The 20,890-nt window shown below is 37.7% G+C and carries 18 protein-coding genes and 1 riboswitch; of the genes, 16 read left to right on the top strand and 2 right to left on the bottom strand.

Annotation, left to right across the window (positions count from 1 at the left end; translation table 11 throughout):
* The first annotated feature begins 133 nt into the window (after window positions 1–133).
* From GGQ92_RS09655 to GGQ92_RS09630, 6 genes are all read left to right on the top strand, one after another.
* Window positions 134–1,039, top strand: a complete 906-nt coding sequence (locus tag GGQ92_RS09655; RefSeq protein WP_184247896.1) for an ABC transporter ATP-binding protein — start codon at window positions 134–136, stop codon at window positions 1,037–1,039.
* Entirely contained in the window at window positions 1,032–1,985 is a 954-nt protein-coding gene (locus GGQ92_RS09650; protein ID WP_184247785.1) for an ABC transporter permease, read from the top strand. The genes GGQ92_RS09655 and GGQ92_RS09650 overlap by 8 nt, the downstream gene beginning before the upstream one ends.
* A gap of 18 nt (window positions 1,986–2,003) precedes the next feature.
* Window positions 2,004–2,417, top strand: a complete 414-nt coding sequence (locus tag GGQ92_RS09645) for a DUF4064 domain-containing protein (RefSeq protein ID WP_184247782.1) — start codon at window positions 2,004–2,006, stop codon at window positions 2,415–2,417.
* Window positions 2,418–2,546: 129 nt separating this feature from the next.
* Window positions 2,547–3,248 carry a class I SAM-dependent methyltransferase gene (locus GGQ92_RS09640; protein WP_184247778.1) on the top strand — a complete coding sequence of 234 codons (702 nt, stop codon included), beginning with the start codon at window positions 2,547–2,549 and terminating at the stop codon, window positions 3,246–3,248.
* 75 nt (window positions 3,249–3,323) lie between these two features.
* Window positions 3,324–3,740, top strand: coding sequence for a DUF4064 domain-containing protein (locus GGQ92_RS09635; RefSeq protein WP_184247775.1), 417 nt, complete (start codon window positions 3,324–3,326; stop codon window positions 3,738–3,740).
* A gap of 121 nt (window positions 3,741–3,861) precedes the next feature.
* Window positions 3,862–4,293, top strand: coding sequence for a hypothetical protein (locus GGQ92_RS09630; RefSeq protein ID WP_184247772.1), 432 nt, complete (start codon window positions 3,862–3,864; stop codon window positions 4,291–4,293).
* Between the two features lie 781 nt (window positions 4,294–5,074).
* On the opposite strand, the gene GGQ92_RS09625 is transcribed toward GGQ92_RS09630, so the two are convergent.
* Window positions 5,075–6,031: a DUF4349 domain-containing protein gene (locus tag GGQ92_RS09625; RefSeq protein ID WP_246384330.1), complete on the bottom strand. Its 957-nt coding sequence runs from the start codon at window positions 6,029–6,031 to the stop codon at window positions 5,075–5,077.
* 243 nt (window positions 6,032–6,274) lie between these two features.
* Between GGQ92_RS09625 and GGQ92_RS09620 the strand changes: the two genes are divergently transcribed.
* From GGQ92_RS09620 to murB, 6 genes are all read left to right on the top strand, one after another.
* Complete coding sequence (locus GGQ92_RS09620; RefSeq protein WP_184247769.1) at window positions 6,275–7,534, top strand: argininosuccinate synthase; 1,260 nt, start codon at window positions 6,275–6,277, stop codon at window positions 7,532–7,534.
* Window positions 7,531–8,946: an argininosuccinate lyase gene (argH, locus tag GGQ92_RS09615; RefSeq protein WP_184247766.1), complete on the top strand. Its 1,416-nt coding sequence runs from the start codon at window positions 7,531–7,533 to the stop codon at window positions 8,944–8,946. Before GGQ92_RS09620 ends, argH begins: the two co-directional genes overlap by 4 nt.
* A gap of 174 nt (window positions 8,947–9,120) precedes the next feature.
* Window positions 9,121–10,206, top strand: a complete 1,086-nt coding sequence (locus GGQ92_RS09610; protein ID WP_184247763.1) for a carbamoyl phosphate synthase small subunit — start codon at window positions 9,121–9,123, stop codon at window positions 10,204–10,206.
* On the top strand, window positions 10,199–13,435 hold the full coding sequence (carB, locus tag GGQ92_RS09605) for a carbamoyl-phosphate synthase (glutamine-hydrolyzing) large subunit (protein WP_184247760.1): 3,237 nt from the start codon (window positions 10,199–10,201) through the stop codon (window positions 13,433–13,435). Before GGQ92_RS09610 ends, carB begins: the two co-directional genes overlap by 8 nt.
* Window positions 13,432–14,370, top strand: coding sequence for an ornithine carbamoyltransferase (argF, locus tag GGQ92_RS09600; protein WP_184247757.1), 939 nt, complete (start codon window positions 13,432–13,434; stop codon window positions 14,368–14,370). The genes carB and argF overlap by 4 nt, the downstream gene beginning before the upstream one ends.
* A 292-nt stretch (window positions 14,371–14,662) precedes the next feature.
* Entirely contained in the window at window positions 14,663–15,571 is a 909-nt protein-coding gene (gene murB, locus GGQ92_RS09595; protein ID WP_425486398.1) for a UDP-N-acetylmuramate dehydrogenase, read from the top strand.
* Window positions 15,572–15,790: 219 nt separating this feature from the next.
* On the opposite strand, the gene GGQ92_RS09590 is transcribed toward murB, so the two are convergent.
* On the bottom strand, window positions 15,791–17,014 hold the full coding sequence (locus tag GGQ92_RS09590; protein ID WP_184247751.1) for a dicarboxylate/amino acid:cation symporter: 1,224 nt from the start codon (window positions 17,012–17,014) through the stop codon (window positions 15,791–15,793).
* Between the two features lie 343 nt (window positions 17,015–17,357).
* On the opposite strand from GGQ92_RS09590, the gene GGQ92_RS09585 reads away from it, so the two are divergent.
* The 4 genes from GGQ92_RS09585 (at window position 17,358) to GGQ92_RS09570 (ending at window position 20,889) form a co-directional block, all read left to right on the top strand.
* Window positions 17,358–17,507: a hypothetical protein gene (locus tag GGQ92_RS09585; RefSeq protein ID WP_184247748.1), complete on the top strand. Its 150-nt coding sequence runs from the start codon at window positions 17,358–17,360 to the stop codon at window positions 17,505–17,507.
* Window positions 17,508–17,612: 105 nt separating this feature from the next.
* A riboswitch (FMN riboswitch) is annotated at window positions 17,613–17,761 on the top strand.
* A 176-nt stretch (window positions 17,762–17,937) separates the two neighbouring features.
* Window positions 17,938–19,026 (top strand): bifunctional diaminohydroxyphosphoribosylaminopyrimidine deaminase/5-amino-6-(5-phosphoribosylamino)uracil reductase RibD, encoded by a 1,089-nt coding sequence (gene ribD, locus GGQ92_RS09580; protein ID WP_184247745.1) that lies wholly within the window; start codon window positions 17,938–17,940, stop codon window positions 19,024–19,026.
* Window positions 19,026–19,658 carry a riboflavin synthase gene (gene ribE / locus GGQ92_RS09575; RefSeq protein ID WP_184247742.1) on the top strand — a complete coding sequence of 211 codons (633 nt, stop codon included), beginning with the start codon at window positions 19,026–19,028 and terminating at the stop codon, window positions 19,656–19,658. Before ribD ends, ribE begins: the two co-directional genes overlap by 1 nt.
* A 13-nt stretch (window positions 19,659–19,671) precedes the next feature.
* On the top strand, window positions 19,672–20,889 hold the full coding sequence (locus GGQ92_RS09570) for a bifunctional 3,4-dihydroxy-2-butanone-4-phosphate synthase/GTP cyclohydrolase II (RefSeq protein WP_184247739.1): 1,218 nt from the start codon (window positions 19,672–19,674) through the stop codon (window positions 20,887–20,889).
* Window position 20,890: the final 1 nt, after the last annotated feature.

Here is a 20,890-nt window from a genome sequence, read left to right as displayed (position 1 = left end):
GTCATGTTCTCTTCGAAAAATCACCAACAAAATTGAACTATAATGAAAAATATTTTAAATTTTTGAAACATTTTGTATTACTATTCGTAATGTAATATAGATAGATAAAGGAGGTATTTTATTGAATGTAGCAATGGAGTTAATTAACGTAAACAAAAATATAGGGAAGAAGCACATTATTAAAGATTTGAATCTATCGATACATAAAGGAGAAGTTTTCGGACTACTCGGTCCCAACGGTGCAGGGAAAACGACTACGATTCGTATGATGGTCGGTCTGATGAAAATGACGTCAGGAGATATTCAAATCGAAGGACACAGTATAAGAAAAGATTATAAAAATGCAGTTCGACATGTAGGAGCAATTGTAGAAAACCCTGAAATGTATCCCTTCCTATCTGGATGGAAGAATTTAAAACACTATGCTCGGATGATACCAGGGATAACAGATGAGCGAATTCATGAAGTGATTCAATTGGTCGGATTGCAAAAAGCGATTAAAGAAAAAGCAGGTAGGTATTCATTAGGGATGAGACAACGGTTAGGGGTAGCTCAGGCACTTCTACATCGCCCGTCGATTCTTATTTTGGATGAGCCTACAAATGGTTTAGATCCTGCTGGAATTAGAGAAATCCGTCAATACATACGTAAGCTTGCGGAAGAAGAGGATGTCTCTGTTATTGTGTCCAGTCACTTACTTTCAGAGATTGAATTGATGTGTGATCGAATTGGTATCATTAAAAATGGAGAGTTATTATCAGTTGAAGACGTGAAAGACTCACAAGACGACGAGGAAAATACAGAACTGAGCGTTACACTTAACGTGTCACCGTTGAAAGAAGCGATGGAAATCGTATCTTCGTTTCCTATTAAGAGCGAGGGAGAGCATTCCATTACAGTTAAGGCAACGAGAGAGCAAATCCCTGACATTATAAAGAGTCTTGTACAAGCAGACATTCAAATTTATGAAGTTAACGTGGAAAAGACAAGTTTAGAGGATAAATTCTTTGAACGGATTGGGGAGAATACGATTGCATAATTTTATAGCTTTATTACAAAATGAAAATATGAAACTCTCCCAGCGAATATCTACTTGGATTATGTATGCTATTTTATTAGTTATCATCTTATTCGGCGCGGTGATTGAATTTTTTAGCGAAAGTGTGACAACAACAGAAGTAGACGATAATTGGAAAGAGGAGCTTCGGGTAGAAACAGCTAATCTTGAGGAAATGAATGAAGAAGACGAGTATATGTATGGAATGTTCACAGATGAAATTGCTATTAATAACTACCATATAGAAAATGATATTAAACCATTACCGTATGATGCATGGCAATTCACAATGGAAAATGCAGGGCTCTCTTCGATGATTAGTTTGTTTACGATTATTATCGCAGCTGGAATTATAGCGAGCGAATACCGTTTAGGTACGATTAAACTACTATTAATACGTCCTATCTCACGTACTAAGATATTATTATCTAAATATGTAACGGTCTTGCTTTTTTCGATGATTATGTTATTATTTTTATTCATATCCAGTATGATTATAGGGAGTCTATTCTTTGGTTTAAATGGTTTAAATCCGACCATTGTTCAAATGAGTGTAGACGGTCCGAAAGAAACAAGTATATTTGGCGAGATTTTCACACAATACGGTTTAAATATGATAAATTTAGTAATGATGGCAACTTTTGCTTTTATGATATCTAGTCTGTTTCGAAATAGCGGTATGGCTATCGGAACATCCATTTTTCTCATGTTCACAGGAACTACAGTTGTAGCGATGTTATCAAACTATGAATGGGCAAAATATATCTTGTTTGCTAATACGAACTTAAATCAATATATGGGGAATGGGGTACCGGTAATAGAAGGAATGACTTTAGGATTTTCTATTGCGATTATCGCAATCTATTATATTATATTTTTAGTAGTGTCTTGGTTGGCATTTACCAAGCGAGATGTTGCTGGTGCATAACAAAAGGAGGAAATAATGATGAGAAGAACAGCAGAAGTAGTTTTAACGATTATAGGAGCATTCTTTTACTTGATAGGTATGTTTTTTGCAGGTGTAATGAATACGGTTTTTAAAACAGAAGAATTTCGAAATGATTTCTTAAATGATCCAGCTATAAATGACCTTAGTGCCGAAGACAGTCAGATGGCATTAGATATGTTTGATTCGCTAGGCTCATTTATGGTAGTTATCATTGTAATTGGTATCATTGCGATAATTGCTGGTATCGTTGCTATGATCCTATTTAAAGGAGACAATAAACCGAAAGTAGCGGGAATTATTCTGCTTGTTGTAGGTATACTTACTCTCCAATTGTTCTATATTATCCCAGGTATTATGGGATTAGTGAGAAAGAAAAAGTTAGAAGACGATACATTTGCGAGTGTTCAATAAAATAATATTCAATCAATCACTAATTATCATGAGTTAGAGAAAGTAGACAGATGACAATAAACAGCGGCTCCTAGTAGTTAATATGAAACTATTTGGAGCCGTTTTTTTACCTAAAAGGAGGATGTGAATATGGCGACAACTAACTGGCAACGAGGCGATATCACAACTCATTATTTGGAACAGGTACGTGGTGGTATTCCGTTTGGTGCGGAACAAGTAAACTTGATGCTAAATTTAGTCCATCATTTTTGTCAAAATCCAAAAACGATTGTGGATTTGGGATGTGGGAATGGTTTTCTAGCAGAAGTATTGTTACGTACTTATCCTGATGCTTCAGCAATATTAATCGATCATTCTAAACCAATGATTGACGCAGCGAAAGAACATATGAGTAGATTTAATGATCGTTGTACCATTATCCATGCCGACCTTAGTGAATCGATTACCAGTCTTATAGAACAAAATGAAGTCGATTGCATTGTTTCAGGGTTTGCCATACATCACCTTCCGAATGAACAGAAGAAAGAATTGTATCACGAAATATACTCCCTTTTATCCAATGGTGGAATGTTTATTAATATAGAACATGTAGTGTCCGCATCAGCTAAAGTAGAGGAATTATATGATGATTTGTTTATTCAACATTTAGCGTCTCATAATAACAAAAACGTAGAAGAAGTTGCGAAGGACTATCACAACCGTTCTGACAAAGAAGATAATATCCTTGAAAGGGTAGATATTCAGCTTGATTGGTTGAGAGACTTAGGATTTAATCATGTAGATTGTTATTTTAAATGGATGGAAATAGCAGTTTTTGGTGGAGTGAAATAATCTGTCAGCGAATACTTTTTGGGATTCATAATTGCCATTTGTGTAGAGGATAGTAATTACAAGGGGAGGTTATAGATGAACAGGACAACAGAAGTAGTTCTGATAATTATAGGAGGGTTCCTTTATTTGTTCAGTGTCTTCCTTGTAATTGTAATGAAACCTTTGATTTTTACGGAGAAATTATTAAATGCGATAAAGACTAATTCAACGGATGGTACGGAAGAAATACAATTAGAAAAAGTCGTTGAACATACAGAGTTGATTACAAGGATGGGCATCGTTGCCAGTATTACTGCCATTGTAGCTATTATTCTATTTCATAAACCCTATAAACCAAAAATTGCAGGTGGTATCCTATTTATTGTTGGAATTACTACTACAATAATTTCATTTAGTGATGTATTTTATGCCTCTATCTTCTTTATTATAGCAGGCGTTTTAGGATTGAGAAGAAAGGATAAAATTGTGGACGATTCAATTGAAAAGGTATGATAAGTTCTTTATATAATCAAGTAGTATGAAGTCAATGAGTCGTACTATATGAAATTAGCATATAATTTAAATGGGGAAGCTTGTAATCAACCAAGTGAAATCAGAAAGGTAGGTAAACATTATGAGCAGGACAAGTGCTGTTGTCATTACAACCCTTGCTCTTGTATTAAACATAGTAGGAATTGGTATTGCCGTTAGTATCGCTTTAATTATCTTTTTAAAAGATGCACTTATAGGATTTTTTGGTATGTTCGAGCCACTGCTTGGACCAGGGTCTCTGTATAATCAGAATGATCAAACTACTAAACCAGTAATGTATATGGGGCTATATGGATTAATCGCATCACTTTTACCAGCCATATTGGCGTTATATTATCTAGGGATAAGGAAACTTTCCGCCGCAAAAACTTCCTTATTAATAGCGAGTCTAATTAGTCTTATATCGACCATTGGAGTTGGATTTCTAATTTTTATTCTCTATATCCTTCCTGTACTGATGGACATTAAGGAGGGAAAAGAAAAAAATTTAGAAGCTGTATTTGATGAGGATTAGAAAAATTAAATTATGGATAAGGGGCTGGGACAGAATTATTTAATCATACTACAAACGAACGATGCGTTAGAATCAGTTCTGTTTGTATGCTTTTTATAATTACTTCGCTAAAACTATAGGATGTTCGGCTAATATTGCAAGGTCCTGTTGCAACGCCGAACTGAATTACATCCTGTAATCCCTCAGCTGTTGCTATCCTACAGGAGTCTAGGTGTTTTTGCTGCGTAATTTATATCCCATTTTTTAATTGTTCGCCTTTAATATTGTAAGGTTTAGTTATATCCCAGCCCTTGCCTCTCTGGTAAGCTTCCGGCGTGGGTTAAAAAATACCTCTCTTCATGGTAGTCTCCTGTATAGTGCTTTGTGTACGTATAAATCTCTAATAGTTTGGCCGATTAACAATATTCGAAGAGTTTGATCCGTTTACAGGGCAAAAAACAATAAACAATAAGGGATTCTTTTAGAATCAGTGAATAAATGTGGTGCAAGAGGGAGAACCATTCGATGAGCCTTTCAAGGCGAGGCCGGTAAAAGAGGCTTTCAGTCGCAGAGCGAAGAGGCCGAGCATAAAAAAATAGCACGAAAATCCAACCAAATCATGGAAAGGATATAAATAGCCAAGTCAAAATACAAGACTCCTGCAGAAAAAGCAACAGCCGAAAATCCATTACAAAAGTTTTTATATAACTTTTGTAATTAGTTGAGGCGTTGCCTGCGGAAAGCGAAGTATTTTGACAAGGCGTTAGTATAACATTCGGATTTTGTATTATGAAAATTACTTCTACAGTCTCTTTTTGGATATTTTTTTATACAAGAGCCATGAGATAAGAATGATACAACCTATTACTAAAAATATAGGTAAATTCCCTACAATAAAGATAAATAACGCGGAGACTCCATTTAATAGTAGATTAATACTTTTGATAAATTGTTCCTTCGTCTTTTGCCATGTACTTTCGGATTGATCCGGAACAGAGGAAACGGCAACTTTTGTTTCTGATAAATAAATTTCTACAGTAGCGAAATCGGATTGATTTTCTAAGTAGCGAATTTTCCCTGTTAATTGTTCAATTTCTTCCTGTATTTTAGTTAGATCCGCTGATATTTTTAGTAAGTCCTCGGTTTTTTCAGCTTCTTTCATAAACTGTAACAATCTTTCTTCTGCAACCTTTTTGGCATCAAGTCTCGATGAAAGGTCGACGTACTGTTCAGTAACGTCATCTCCACTAACAGAGCGCTCGACAAGCTCCATGTCACCATCCTCAAAGATAGATAGGAAACGTTGGAATTGATCTGCAGGGATACGAGCAATAATTGTACCGTTTCGGTTGTGGTCTTCCGTTACTCCAGAGGATGCTGATTGAACAATATATCCTTGATAGCGCTTCGTTTCTTTTTCGATAAAAGCTAGCTGCTCATCAAAGTTTGCTGTTTCTGCATGTAAGTATGCCTGGTAGATTATTTTTCTTTCTGTTGCTTCAGCATCATCTAGTGCAGAAGGTTCCTCTATTTCTTCCACAGAAGTCTCACTTGTATCCTCCATTGTATTGTTTGCTAAGCCTTCTTCCATGGTGTATCCAATCTCAGATTCTACATTCATTTCTCCAATTGTTGCTTGGTCCCTACTTTCCTGGGAACCGCTATCTGCACTCTCGTTCTCTGTGGACGTGGAGCAACTACTAAACATGATAAGAAGTATGAGAACCAAACATCCTATCAAGCTTTTTTTACCAATCATATCTCCAACCACCTTTCGTATTTATAAGTTAGTCGTCGACCGAATAAAAAAGTTACAAAGTATTCTGTTATTTATATTTATTCATAAACGAGCTAAATTCGATTTCTGGAGGTATTGAAAGGATAGATAGTAGAAAGAAGGGTAAAAAAATTCAGATAACTATTGAATTATTATACTGGATAGTGCATAATAATACATAACCAAATAGAAGCGTACATGACATGATAAGGAGAGGTTACCGAGATGAGTAAAGATAAAGTAGTTTTAGCATATTCAGGTGGTTTAGATACTTCTGTAGCGATCAAATGGCTTCAGGATGAATATAATTACGATGTTATTGCAGTAGGATTGGATGTCGGAGAAGGAAAAGACTTAGAGTTCGTTAAAAATAAAGCCATTGATGTAGGTGCGATTAAATCCTATTCAATCGATGCGAAAGAATTATATGCGGAGGATTTCGTTTTACCAGCACTACAAGCGAACGTTCTTTATGAAGGTAAATATCCATTAGTCTCTGCCTTATCTCGTCCATTAATTGCTAAAGTATTAGTCGATATTGCAGAAAAAGAGGGTGCTGTGGCAGTAGCGCACGGTTGTACTGGTAAAGGTAATGACCAAGTGCGTTTTGATGTTGCTTTTACAGCTCTAAATCCTGAATTAAAAATAGTTGCACCTGTTCGTGAGTGGAAAATGACAAGAGATGAAGAAATTAAATATGCAGAAAAACATGGTATACCGATTCCGATCGATTTAGATAGTCCATACAGTGTGGATCAGAACTTATGGGGTCGAGCAAATGAGTGTGGTGTTCTTGAAGATCCGTGGGCAGAAGCACCAAAAGATGCTTTTGAATTAACGGCAGACCCAGTCGATGCACCAGATACTCCAGAAGTAGTTGAAATTACATTTGAAGAAGGAAAACCAGTTGCGATAGATGGAATCCCATATAAGCTTGATGACTTGATTTTAAAGTTAAATGATATTGCTGGTAAACATGGCGTTGGTCGTATCGATCACGTAGAAAACCGTTTAGTAGGGATTAAATCTCGCGAAATCTATGAGGCACCAGCTGCTATGACATTAATTGCTGCTCACCAAGAATTAGAAGCTCTCACGTTACCAAGAGAGGTTATGAAATTTAAGCCAATTGTAGAGCAACAACTAACTCAAGCAATTTATGACGGTCTATGGTTTAACCAATTGACAGAAGCTTTAAAAGCATTTATCACAGTAACGCAGAAATATGTAACAGGAGTTGTAAAAGTTCAGTTATATAAAGGTCAAGCGTTTGTAATTGGTCGTAAATCTGAAAATTCTTTATATGACATTAAACTTGCAACATACTCTGAAGGTGATCAGTTTGATCATGAAGCAGCACTCGGTTTTATCAAACTTTGGGGGTTACCAACAAAAGTGCATTCTACAGTGAATGATGTACATGCCGATAAAGCGAAGATAATGGAAAAAACAAAAATTGACGTAAAGGAATCTGTTAAACAATGAAATTATGGGGCGGACGTTTTACAAAACCAACAAATGAATTAGTGGATGAATATACAGCTTCGATAAGCTTCGATCAAAAGCTAGCTCAATATGATATCCAAGGAAGTTTAGCGCACGTAGAAATGTTATCTAAGTGTGGAATCATTCCAGCTGGAGATGCGGATACAATTAAAAATGGCTTGAAAGTCGTAGCCAAAAAGATTGCTAATGGTGAAGCAGAGCTTAGCGAAGAAAATGAAGATATTCATATGAATGTAGAGAAGCTTCTGATTGAAGAAGTGGGAGCAGTTGGTGGTAAACTACACACGGGAAGAAGTCGTAATGATCAAGTAGCTTTAGATATGAGACTATATCTACGTGATACGATTGTAACGATGGTAGATTTACTAGTAAAACTACAAGAAGCTTTGCTAGGTCAAGCGAAGATGAATTTAGATACAATTCTACCGGGATATACGCACTTGCAACGTGCCCAACCAGTATTGTTCGCCCATCATATGATGGCATATGTATCCATGTTTGAACGTGATATCGAACGATTGCAAGATAGCTTTAAACGAGTAAATCGCTCACCACTAGGAGCAGGTGCTCTAGCAGGAACGACATTTCCGATTGATCGTCAATATGTAGCAGAACAGCTTCATTTTGATGGGGTAGTAGAAAATAGTTTGGACGCTGTTAGCGACAGAGATTTTGTTGTCGAATTTCTTTCGAATGCATCGCTAATTATTATGCATCTGTCACGCCTAAGTGAAGAGCTTGTTCAATGGTCAAGTGCAGAGTTTAACTTTATCGAACTAGATGATGCGTTCTGTACAGGTAGTAGTATGATGCCGCAGAAGAAGAATCCAGATGTAGCAGAACTTGTGCGTGGGAAAACAGGAAGAGTATTCGGTCATTTAATTGGAATGTTAACAACATTAAAAGGATTACCGATTGCTTATAATAAAGATATGCAAGAGGATAAAGAAGGAATGTTTGATACCGCGGATACGTTGAAAGGTGCCCTAGCATTATTCGCACCGATGATACAAACAATGGAAGTGAAGAAAGAAAATATGTATCAAGCAGTTGCGAAGGACTTTTCCAATGCTACGGATTTAGCGGATTATCTAGTGAATAAAGAGATGCCTTTCCGTGAAGCACACGCTGTAGTTGGTCAGACAGTATTGTATGCAATTGAACAGGGAAAATTTTTACTTGATTTAAATATAGAAGAATTTAAGCAGTTTTCTAGTTTAATTGAAGAAGATATCTATCAGGTATTAGCACCTGAAACAGTTGTTAATGCGCGTGATGTTGTTGGCGGTACAGCTAAGAACCGTGTCGAGGAGCAAATTCAGTCGGCAGAGAATCGTTGGAGCGAGAATCAGCAATGGGTAGAAGAATTTGCGGAGAAGGTTAATGTGTGAACTAAAGAAGAAATCTAGGGAAACTAAGTCTTCCTCCATGCGAGGCTTAGTTTTTCCTATATAAATGATTCAGATAGTGAAGAGTTTTGAGATTATTTTTTTGCTTATAAATGTATAAATATAAGTAAATGAGTATAATTATAAACAACGTGATGAGGATTGGGAGGAACGAACATGAAGGGCTATCTAGTATTAAATACAGGTGAGGTGTTCGAAGGAGATTGGATAGGTTCAGATAAGGTCTCGGAAGGTGAAGTGGTTTTTAATACGGCTATGACAGGCTATGATGCAATTATCCAAAATCCATCCTATACTGGACAAATCGTAGTACTGACGTATCCTCTTATTGGTAACTGTGGTTACCCTGAAATGGAGGATGGGATAGGAACGTTATCTTTATCTGGAGTAATCGTTTCTTCAATAAATGATCATCCAGAATATGAAAATACAAGTCTCTCTTTAACAGAGACTCTAGATAAATATAATATTCCTGCTTTATCTGGTATCGATACGCGCTCTCTGACGAAGTTAATTCGACAGTATGAGGAAATTTATGGAAAAATAACAACAAATCCTGATGAGAAGCCAAATTTTGTACCAAAGAATGAGCCAATGACGCCAACAGTTTCTGTCAAGGAACCAATTACTTTTTTCTCGAAGAACCATTCTGTTCAATTAACTCCACATATTGTTTTAGTTGATTTTGGTTACAAGCAATCCATACTAGATTCCCTTCTAGAATGGGGATGCCAAGTTACGGTAATGCCATATGATACAACATTCGAATCGATTAGAAAATTGGACCCTGATGGCGTGTTATATTCCAATGGCCCAGGAAATCCAGAACAACTTTCATCCGTACTACCTAATGTAAAGAAGGTAAGTGAAACATATCCTACACTTGGAATATCATTAGGACACCAGCTCCTAGCTTTAGCATACGGTGCTAAAACGAGCAGACTACCAAGTGGACACCGCGGAGCGAATCATCCGGTAAAAGAAAAAGCGACAGGCAAAGTCTATATGACTACTCAAAATCATGGGTATACCGTTGTGAATGATTCTATAGATAGTTCAGAATGGGACATTTCCTTTACACATGTCAACGATCAATCCGTTGAGGGTTTATCCCATAAGCATTATCCAATTTGGACGGTTCAGTTCGATCCAGAAGCTCAGTACGGACCTATAGACACGCAGCAGTTATTTAATGAATTATTAAACAAGATGGTTGCAAAGGGAGAGAAGCAGCATGCCTAAACTTAAAAATATAGAGAAAGTTCTTGTGATTGGTTCAGGTCCGATTGTGATAGGTCAAGCGGCGGAGTTCGATTATGCAGGTACGCAAGCTTGTTTATCATTAAAAGAGGAAGGCATAGAAGTTGTTTTAGTGAATAATAACCCTGCAACGATTATGACAGATGAAAATATTGCAGATCAAGTTTACTTAGAACCTCTCACATGTGAGTCGGTCACAAAAATTATTGAAAAGGAACGGCCGGATGGCATTTTAGCAACGTTAGGTGGTCAAACTGGTCTCAATATGGCATTTCTTCTAGACGAAGCAGGTGTTTTAGAAAAATACAACGTCAAGTTGCTCGGTACATCGTTAGATACGATACAAAAAGGAGAAGACCGGGAAAAATTCAAGTCCATGATGAATGAAATTGGAGAGCCAGTAGCAGAAAGCTTATCCACAAGTTCTGTGGAAGAAGCAGTGGCATTTGCTGAAGAAGTAGGTTATCCACAAATTGTTCGACCTGCTTATACGTTGGGTGGTGCAGGTGGAGGTATTGCAGATAACGAGCAACAACTCCGAGAAATCGTAAAAAACGGGTTACACTATAGCCCGATAAAGCAAGTATTAATTGAACAAAGTGTTAAAGGTTGGAAAGAAATCGAATATGAAGTTGTAAGAGATGCGAACGATACATGTATTATCGTTGCGAATATGGAGAATATTGACCCAGTTGGTGTCCATACTGGGGATAGTATTGTTGTAGCACCATCTCAAACATTAACGGATCAACAATACCAAATGTTGCGATCGTCTTCTGTTAAAGTTATTCGTGAATTAGGTGTAATTGGAGGATGTAATATTCAATTTGCTCTACATCCCGAAACAGATGAATACATTATTATTGAGGTAAATCCACGTTTAAGCAGATCAAGTGCTTTAGCTTCAAAAGCAACGGGTTACCCGATTGCTCGTATCGCTGCTAAATTGGCGTTAGGCTATCATTTAGATGAGGTATTAAACCCTATAACAGGGAATACGTATGCAAGCTTTGAGCCAGCTCTAGACTATGTAGCTTTAAAGTTTCCGAGATGGCCTTTTGATAAATTCACGAATGCAGATCGTTCATTAGGTACCCAGATGAAAGCAACTGGAGAAGTTATGGCATTGGCTCGTAACTTTCCAACGGCATTAAATAAAGCTATCCGTTCCTTGGAAATTGGCCTTCACTCATTGGCGCTACCAGGAAGTGAACAATTATCGGATGAAGCTTTATTGGATGCGTTGAAACATGCAACAGATGAACGTATATTTATGGTTGGAGAGGCGTTTCGTCGAGGGATGACGGTTCAAGAAGTTCATGCTGTAACAGAGATTAGTAATTACTTCCTTTTCGAAATAGAGAAAATGATAGAGAAAGAGCAAGAATTAGCGAAGAAACAATGGTCTGAGGTAACAAATGAAGATTTAAAAGAAGCAAAAGCTTATGGAATCTCTGATGTTACGTTATCTAACATATGGAACATTGATATCTCGAATATCTTTGAAAAGTTACAAACAGACAATCTATCGCCATCCTATAAAATCGTAGATACGTGTGCGGCAGAATATACAGCAGAAACTCCATACTACTATAGCTCATGGAATGAGTGGGATGAGGTAGAGCAGTTGCCTGGAGAGCGAAAAATGGTCGTACTTGGCTCTGGTCCAATACGAATTGGTCAAGGGGTAGAATTTGATTATTGTTCTGTTCATGCAGCGCAGTCTTTACAAGAACAGGATATAGATGCGATTGTCATTAATAATAATCCAGAAACGGTTAGTACAGACTTTAATACAGCAGACCATCTGTATTTTGAACCCCTAACTGTGGAAGATGTTTTACATGTTGTTCATAAGGAACAAGCAGATGGTGTACTTGTACAATTTGGTGGGCAAACAGCTATTAATCTAGCAGATGGACTGAAAGGTGCTGGTGTACCAATCATGGGTACGTCACTAGATGCAATCGATGCGGTAGAAGACCGTGACCTATTTTATACATTACTTAGAAAGCTGGATATCCCACATATACCTGGGGATACGGTGAATGCAATGGAAGATGCAAAGCAAGCGGCCCGAACAATTGGCTATCCTATCCTACTTCGTCCATCCTATGTAATCGGTGGCCAAGGGATGGTCATCTTAAGTGATGAAAAACAATTAGAGACTTATTTGAAGGATTTAGAAGAAAAGTCTAGAGGTAGTCGTATTTTCCCTCTATTGATTGATCGATATATTGAAGGATATGAAGTGGAAATTGATGTCGTTTGTGATGGGGAAGACATTTTAATACCGGGTGTATTCGAGCATATAGAACGAGCGGGTGTTCACTCCGGTGATAGTATTGCAGTCTTTCCAGCTCCTAGTCTTACAAATGATCAAAAAGATACGATTGCATCCTATGCAAAAAAGATTTCTGGATCATTAGATTTCAAAGGTATGATGAATATTCAATTTGTTATAAGCGAAGACCGTAAGACCATTTATGTACTAGAGGTAAATCCAAGAGCTTCTCGTACAGTGCCAATATCAAGCAAAGTAACAGGGGTTCCAATGGTAGATTTGGCTACACGGGTACAAATGGGAGAGTCCTTGACGGATCAACAGTGGAAGCTTGGATTGCATGAAGATATTCCCTTCTATGCTGTGAAGATGCCAATTTTCTCTAGTCATAAACTGCCTGGCTTAGATCCGATTTTAGGGCCTGAAATGAAATCAACAGGAGAAGCTATAGGTTTAGGTAAAACAATAAATGAAGCAATTGCCAAGGCTTTTCAATGGAAAGAAGATAATGTAACTGGCTGGGGAGAAAGCAATACAATCTGGCTCTCGCTAAAGAAAGTCGATTCACAACTTGTCCAAGCTATAAAGGCAGCTAAACCTACAATCCATGCTGATCAACAGACAGCAACTTTATTAAAAGAAGCTGGAATAGATGGAGTAGAGGTTTATAACTATGAGGAAGCAATTCAAAATTGCTTGGACGATTGCTACGCATTGATTACAGATGTTTATCGAACGGGTACGAAAGATGAACATAGTAATTTGCGTGAAGCAGCACTACGTTCCGATACAGTATGCTTCAGCTCTAACGAGACATTAGCTGCCTATTTACAAGCAGCAAACATATCGATAAAGAATGTTGAATCGATTCAAAATTTAAGAAAAGATAACCAAATGCAAAACAAGAAGGAGCGTGCCTTCCTATGAGTTTCAAAGAAGAATTAAGAGGAAGAGATTTGTTATCACTGGCAGATTTTTCAACGGCAGAAATAGCCTATTTGTTGGAACTAGCAGACCAAATAAAGCAAAAACGTAAAAATAATGAGGTCTATGAGCCATTAAAAGGTAAAACCTTAGGTATGATTTTTGAAAAATCATCGACTAGAACCCGTGTTTCGTTCGAAGCTGGTATGTATCAATTAGGTGGAACAGCATTGTTTTTAAGTTCTAATGATCTTCAGCTTGGTCGAGGAGAACCTATTTCTGATACGGCAAAAATTTTATCCAGTTATTTAGATGGTATTATGATTCGTACATTTTCTCAGCAAGATGTGGTCGAATTAGCAGATAATGCTACGATACCAGTTATCAACGGGTTAACCGATGATTTTCATCCATGCCAAGTATTAGCAGACCTTCAAACGATTAAAGAGGTAAAAGGTGAGCTTGCTGGTCTGAAAATGGCGTATATTGGTGATGGTAATAATATGGCACACTCCTTAATGATTGGATGTGCAAAAATGGGATTAGATATAGCGATAGGCGCACCATCCGGTTATCAACCGAAGCAGGAAATGGTGGAGCTAGCAACATCATTTGCAGATGGAACAGAAGTTATGGTTACGGACGACCCAATTGAAGCGATTAAGGATGCAGATGTCATATATACCGATGTATGGGCAAGTATGGGTCAAGAGGAAGAACAGAAAGAACGGGAAAAAGCGTTTATTCCATACCAAGTAAATAAAGAACTTATGGCTCACGCAAAAGCGGATGCTATCTTTATGCATTGTCTTCCTGCACATCGAGGTGAAGAAGTGACAGCAGATGTTATCGATGGACCGAATTCAGTAGTATTTCAAGAAGCGGAAAATCGTCTACATGCGCAAAAAGCACTTATGGTAGCCTTTATGGGTGAATAAGAAGAAGGATTAAGCAAGCAAAAACAGTAAAAGATTCACAAAATTTAACGATACTTGTATGATAGAAAGGTGGGGATTCCTGCCTTTCTATTTTTTATTTCTATCGAGTGAGATGAAATACACGATTAGGCATAGATGACTTGGCATAAGTTAGTCTTGGCACGGTACTGTAAAGGTACATTCGGACTGCTATGCTAAAATTTCTAGAGAGGAATCCGCATTGCGGTAATTATTTTCAACTTGCTATAATAAAGTGTAATGGTACACATAATATACTTGAGGGATGGATATGATGACAGACAAGATCTTAACGGATTTACAGCAATTGATAGATCCGACCTATATAAAAGTAGATGAACAATTAAGAAATCATACGTATACAAAGCTTGGTGGAAAGGCAGATTTCTTCCTAATGCCGTCTAAGGTTGAAGAGGTACAGGCAATCGTAAAATATGCAAATGACAACCAGGTTCCTTTTACATTACTCGGAAATGGCTCTAACGTAATTGTAAGAGATGGTGGTATTAGAGGTATCGTCCTTAGTTTGAAAAGATTTGATGGTATAAGAAGAGAGGGGAATCAAGTAATTGCAGAAAGTGGAGCAAGAATAATTGATGCTTCACGATTTGCTTTAAAAGAAGAATTAACTGGATTAGAATTTGCATGTGGTATTCCTGGTACAGTTGGAGGGGCTCTCTACATGAACGCTGGTGCTTATGGAGGAGAAATTAAAGACTGTCTAGAAAGTGCATTAGTTGTGAATAGTGAGGGGAAAGTGATTCGTCTTCCAGCAGAGGCTTTTGATTTATCTTATCGAACTAGTAATATACCTACGAAAAAATTGATTGTTCTGGAAGCTACTTTTTCTCTTGAACCTGGAAAGAGGGAAGACATTAAAGCAGTGATGGATGATCTAACTTATAAACGGGAATCAAAACAACCATTAGAATATCCTTCTTGTGGAAGTGTGTTTAAAAGACCTCCTGGACATTTTGCAGGCAAATTAATTCAGGATAGTGACTTGCAAGGTAAAGGAGTAGGTGGAGCAGAGGTATCGACTAAGCATGCAGGCTTTATCGTGAATAAAAACAACGCTACCGCAACGGAATATATAGAAGTAATTGAAATGGTACAACGTACGGTTAAAGAAAAATTTGGTGTAGATTTAGAACGAGAAGTAAGAATATTAGGTGAGGATTAATTCATCCTCACCTAATTTTTTATATACTGTTCGATGTCAGTCTATACAACCAATCCACGGTAGATAGAGTCTCCTTGACGGTCTATAGAGAAATTTCACAGTTCATAGAGCTCTTGCGACGGTTGATAGGACCGTTCCACGGTAGATAGAACACCTTCGACGGTTCATAGCACACGCCCCCGTCCTCAAAGATTCCCATCAAGTGCGTCTTTCTATTTACTAACTGCCTTTCTCTTCTCTTCGTCTTTCTCCTTCGGAAATGATATAAGCAGCAGTGGCGTCTCCTGTAATGTTTAATGATGTTCGTAACATATCTAACAAACGATCAATCCCAATAACTAAGGCGATACCTTCTACTGGAAGACCAACCTGATTGAGAACCATAGCTAACATAATCAAACCAACACCAGGCACGCCAGCAGTACCAATACTTGCGAGTGTTGCAGTAAGGATGATAAGAATAATATCGGTAAAATCGAGACTTACTGCATATACTTGTGAGATAAATACCGCTGCAGTCGCTTGCATAATTGCGGTTCCATCCATATTAATTGTTGCTCCTAACGGTTGTACGAAGCTACTTACATTTTTACTTACACCAAGATTTTCTTGCGCAGCCTTCATAGAAATTGGTAACGTTGCACTCGAGCTAGCAGTACTAAATCCAACAGACATTGCCGGGAAAAATCCTTTGTAAAACTCAAGTGGGTTTGAACGGCCTATTAACCAAATTGCTAAACTGTAAGTGATGGCCGCATGAAGGATTAAACCTAGAATAACCGTCATCATATATGCTCCCATTGATCCGACTGCGTCTAAACCAGCACCCCCTATTGCAGAGGCAATTAATGCAAATGCACCATAAGGAGCTATTTTCATAACGAGATTTACTATGAGCATCAGTATTTCGTTTGCTTGTTCGAACAATCGACTAATTCCTTGTGTTTTCTCTCCTAGGAATGCTAATGCGATTCCAATAAATATAGCAAATGCGATAACCGATAACATGTCGCCAGTAGACATTGCTTCAACTGGGTTAGTTGGAATAATATCAACGAGGGTTTCCATTATTGGTGGAGCACTACTTGCTTCATAATCTGCCGTTTCTACATCAAATACACCCTCTGTTCCAGGCTTAATGATATACGCTAGACTAAGACTTAGTATAAGAGCAATTGCTGTTGTTACTAAGAAAAAGGAAATGGTTTTAACACCAATTCTTCCTAGCTTAGTAGGTTCACCAAGTCCTGCAGTACCTAATACAATAGAGACAAAGACGATTGGTACTACAAGCATCATAATTAAATTGATAAAGATTTGTCCTACAGGTCCTAACAGGTACATATCAAGATTTGAGTAAACGCTTTCAGTAACGAAAGTTAAAACAATCCCAACAACCACACCAAGTACAAGAGCAATTAATATTTTTTTCGTTAAACTCATTGGGAAATCACCTCTCCTTAAAAATAGTAGATGGCGTTTCGTGAAGTAATCAACTAAATGAAGACGGTGGTGTCACTTCTTGCTGTTCCAAAACTGCCTTTCTATAAAAAATAAAATGAATGGTCATTGATAAAGAAGTACACACCCCCAATCTTATCCAAGCGTTCATTACTAGTACGACAATTTGTTTAACGATTAAGATAGATTTTTTTCAAAAAAACTGGAATATTTTTATTATTCTATTGTCCGTTCTGAATCAATAGAACCGAAATGATGAATATAAAGGGAAATACTAGAAAATGTAGAAATGAAAAGGGGGGAAATCAAGGAGAAAGCAAAGAAAATGTGTAAAAAAATCTTTTGCTTTACTCATATTATTTATTTTGTTCGTGCATTTTCTGCTACCTCTTTTATTATTACTTTTGAGTTAGCTGCAAATTCTCCAGAGGCATCAAAACATATCTGTCCACTATCGATTAATGGTGTAAACTAGTGATTGATTCTAACTATTTACATTATATTGCGGGTTATATGAGCAGATTAGTTTGCAAAACCCCAATACGTTTTATATAATGAAATTACAATTTCATACAAAAATTTATTCCTTTGGGGCAGGGTGTAATTCCCGACCGACGGTGATAAGCTTTCAAGCTTTCAGTCCGTGACCCGGATCATTTTTATAATGTGAAGGTGGATTTGGTGAAATTCCAAAGCCGACAGTTAAAGTCTGGATGAGAAAAGGAATCGGATTAATTTTTAACTCTTATTTTATTGGTAGTGGTATATTGTCATTGCCTTTATTTAAGATACGTTAATAAATATCCGAGTTAACTTGACGATTCTATAGCCCCAGGTATCTATCCTGAGGCTATTTTTATTTGGAAAATTACTTGAATGTACTGATTAGAAATGAAGGTGAGAATATGCGTACAAAAGAAGAATGGATGGGATTAGCCCTAGAGCTAGCTGAAGCAACAATTGGGCAAACGAGTCCTAATCCATCGGTTGGTGCGGTTGTTGTGAAAAATGGAAAGCTACTTGGTGTTGGTACACATATGAAAGCAGGGGAACCGCATGCAGAAGTGTTGGCACTAGAACAAGCTGGTGACGATGCAAAAGATGCTGATGTATACGTAACACTGGAGCCATGTGCACACTATGGAAAAACACCCCCATGTGCGGAACTACTTGTGAAGAAACAAGTGAGGAAAGTTTATATCTCCTGCCAAGATCCTAACCCTAAGGTTGCAGGAAAAGGTATAGAAATTTTAAAAGCTGCTGGAATTGAAACAGAAATTGGAATTGAAGAAGAAAGAGGCAAAGCTATTAATAGGTTCTTCTTTCATTTTTTAAAGCATAATCGCCCTTTTGTTACATTGAAAGCCGCGACAACCCTTGATGGGAAAACAGCAACAAAAATAGGTGATAGTAAGTGGATTACCGCAGAGGTTGCTAGAGAAGATGTCCATCGTGAACGACATCGACATGACGCAATATTAGTTGGTAGGAATACGGTTGAAAAAGACAATCCTAGCCTGACGACAAGGCTTGAAAATGGTGGAAAGAATCCAATACGTGTCATTCTCGATTCCCAACTTTCTCTTGATGGAAACTATCATATCCTTGATCAAAGTGCACCTACGTATATGATTTGTGGTAAGAGAGCAGACACTGCAAAGTTCGAAAAAAAATATCCTCATGTAAATGTGATCCAACTAGCGGCAGATACAATTGATATCGCTGATGCATTGCAAGCTTTAGGTGAAGAGAAAATTCAATCGGTATATGTAGAAGGTGGCGGTCAAATTCATGCATCCCTTTTAAAAGCAGGTATGGTGGATGAATGTCATTGGTACATTGCACCTAAATTGCTAGGAGGACAAGATGCGATTAGTGCTATTGGAGGGAAGTCTCCGGAATTGATGAAGGAGGCAGTCGAATTTAACCTAGTATCCGTTGAGCAACTCGGAAATGATATAAAAATTATTGCAAAGCCGAAGGGGGCAAACTGATGTTTACAGGTATCGTAGAGGAAAAGGGAAAAATCGAAGCGATTCAACAAACGAACGAAGCATTAGCATTGCGCATCGCTGCCAAAAAGGTTTTAGAAGATGTTTCGATTGGTGATAGTATTTCAGTAAATGGCGTCTGTCTTACGGTAACAGAATTTGGCGATACATGGTTTACAGTAGATGTTATACCAGAAACTTTCCGAGGATCTTCCTTAGCCCGTTTAAAGCGTCAATCAGAGGTTAACCTGGAGCGAGCAATGCAAATGAACGGAAGGTTCGGTGGACATATCGTTTCTGGACATATTGATTTGACAGGTACAATAGAACGCACGTGGATAGAAGATAATGCCAAATACTATTACATCAAAGTTGCGGAGACAAAGCTAATTGCTCTGAAAGGTTCTATAACTGTTGATGGTACATCGCTCACTGTATTTGGGGTAGATCATCAAGGCTTCACGATTTCATTAATCCCAGAGACACAAGAAGCTACCGTTTTAGGTAAAAAAATGAGTGGTGATATCGTGAATGTAGAATTCGATATGATGGCAAAATATATGGAAAGACTATTAGAAGTTTCCAATCATACATCAGGTATTACAGAAGAAAGACTTCAGCAGTTAGGATTCTAAGGAGTGGTTAGCGATGAAAAATACAGTAGAAGAAGCAATCCAGGCATTAAAAGAAGGTAAAATAATTATCGTCGTGGATGATCAAGACCGTGAGAATGAGGGAGACTTTGTTGCGCTTGCTGAACATGTTACTCCTGAAATCATTAACTTTATGGCAAAAGAAGGTCGTGGCTTAATTTGTACGCCATTAACAAAAGAATATGCCGAACGCTTGCAACTAGGTGAGATGGTGGCTCGCAATACAGATGATTACGGTACGAATTTTACAATAAGTATTGATTATAAGGAAACACACACAGGTATTAGCGCGTTTGAACGATCTCTTACCATTCAAAAATTGTTAGACAAAGCAACAACGGCTAGTGATTTTAATAGACCAGGCCATGTCTTCCCTCTTATTGCGAAAGAGGCTGGTGTCATTGAGCGTCAAGGACATACAGAAGCGGCGATTGATTTAGCACGACTTGCAGGTTCTGAGCCTGTATCCGTTATCTGCGAGATTATGAATGAAGATGGCACGATGGCAAGACAAAAAGACTTAGAAATAATTGCAGAACAGCATCAGATGCCAATGATTTCGATTCAGCAGTTAATCCATTATCGTAAAAGATTTGATAAATTGATTATTCGTGAAGCAGAAATTAACATGCCGACATCTTATGGTGACTTTAAACTTGTAGCATATACCGAGAAGTACAGTGGTAAAGAGCATGTGGCATTGTACAAGGGAGAGCTCACACCTGACAAACCGACCTTAGTAAGAGTTCATTCAGAGTGTTTAACAGGGGATGCATTTGGATCGAAGCGTTGTGATTGTGGTCCACAACTGGCTAAGGCTCTTGAAGAAATTGAAGAAGCAGGTCATGGGGTACTCGTTTATATGCGTCAAGAGGGAAGAGGAATCGGGCTTATCAATAAAATGAAGGCTTATAAACTACAGGAGGAAGGCTACGACACAGTAGAAGCGAATCATCAGTTAGGATTTCCGGATGATTTAAGAGATTATGCTGTAAGTGTGCAAATTCTTCGAGATTTAGGCGTAGGCAAAATTCATTTGCTGACCAATAACCCGAGAAAAATGGAAAGTATTAAAGAGTATGGATTAGAGTTAGTAGATCGTAAGCCAATAGAAGTTCCAGCAAACGAGAGCAATATCGATTACTTAAAAACAAAAGTAGAAAAATTAGATCATTTATTAAAGATGGATGAAAACCAAGGAGGAGAAAGATAAG

The organism is Gracilibacillus halotolerans (assembly GCF_014206945.1).
GTDB classification, from domain to species: Bacteria; Bacillota; Bacilli; order Bacillales; family Amphibacillaceae; genus Gracilibacillus; species Gracilibacillus halotolerans.
This window is presented reverse-complemented; position numbering and strand designations above follow the sequence as displayed.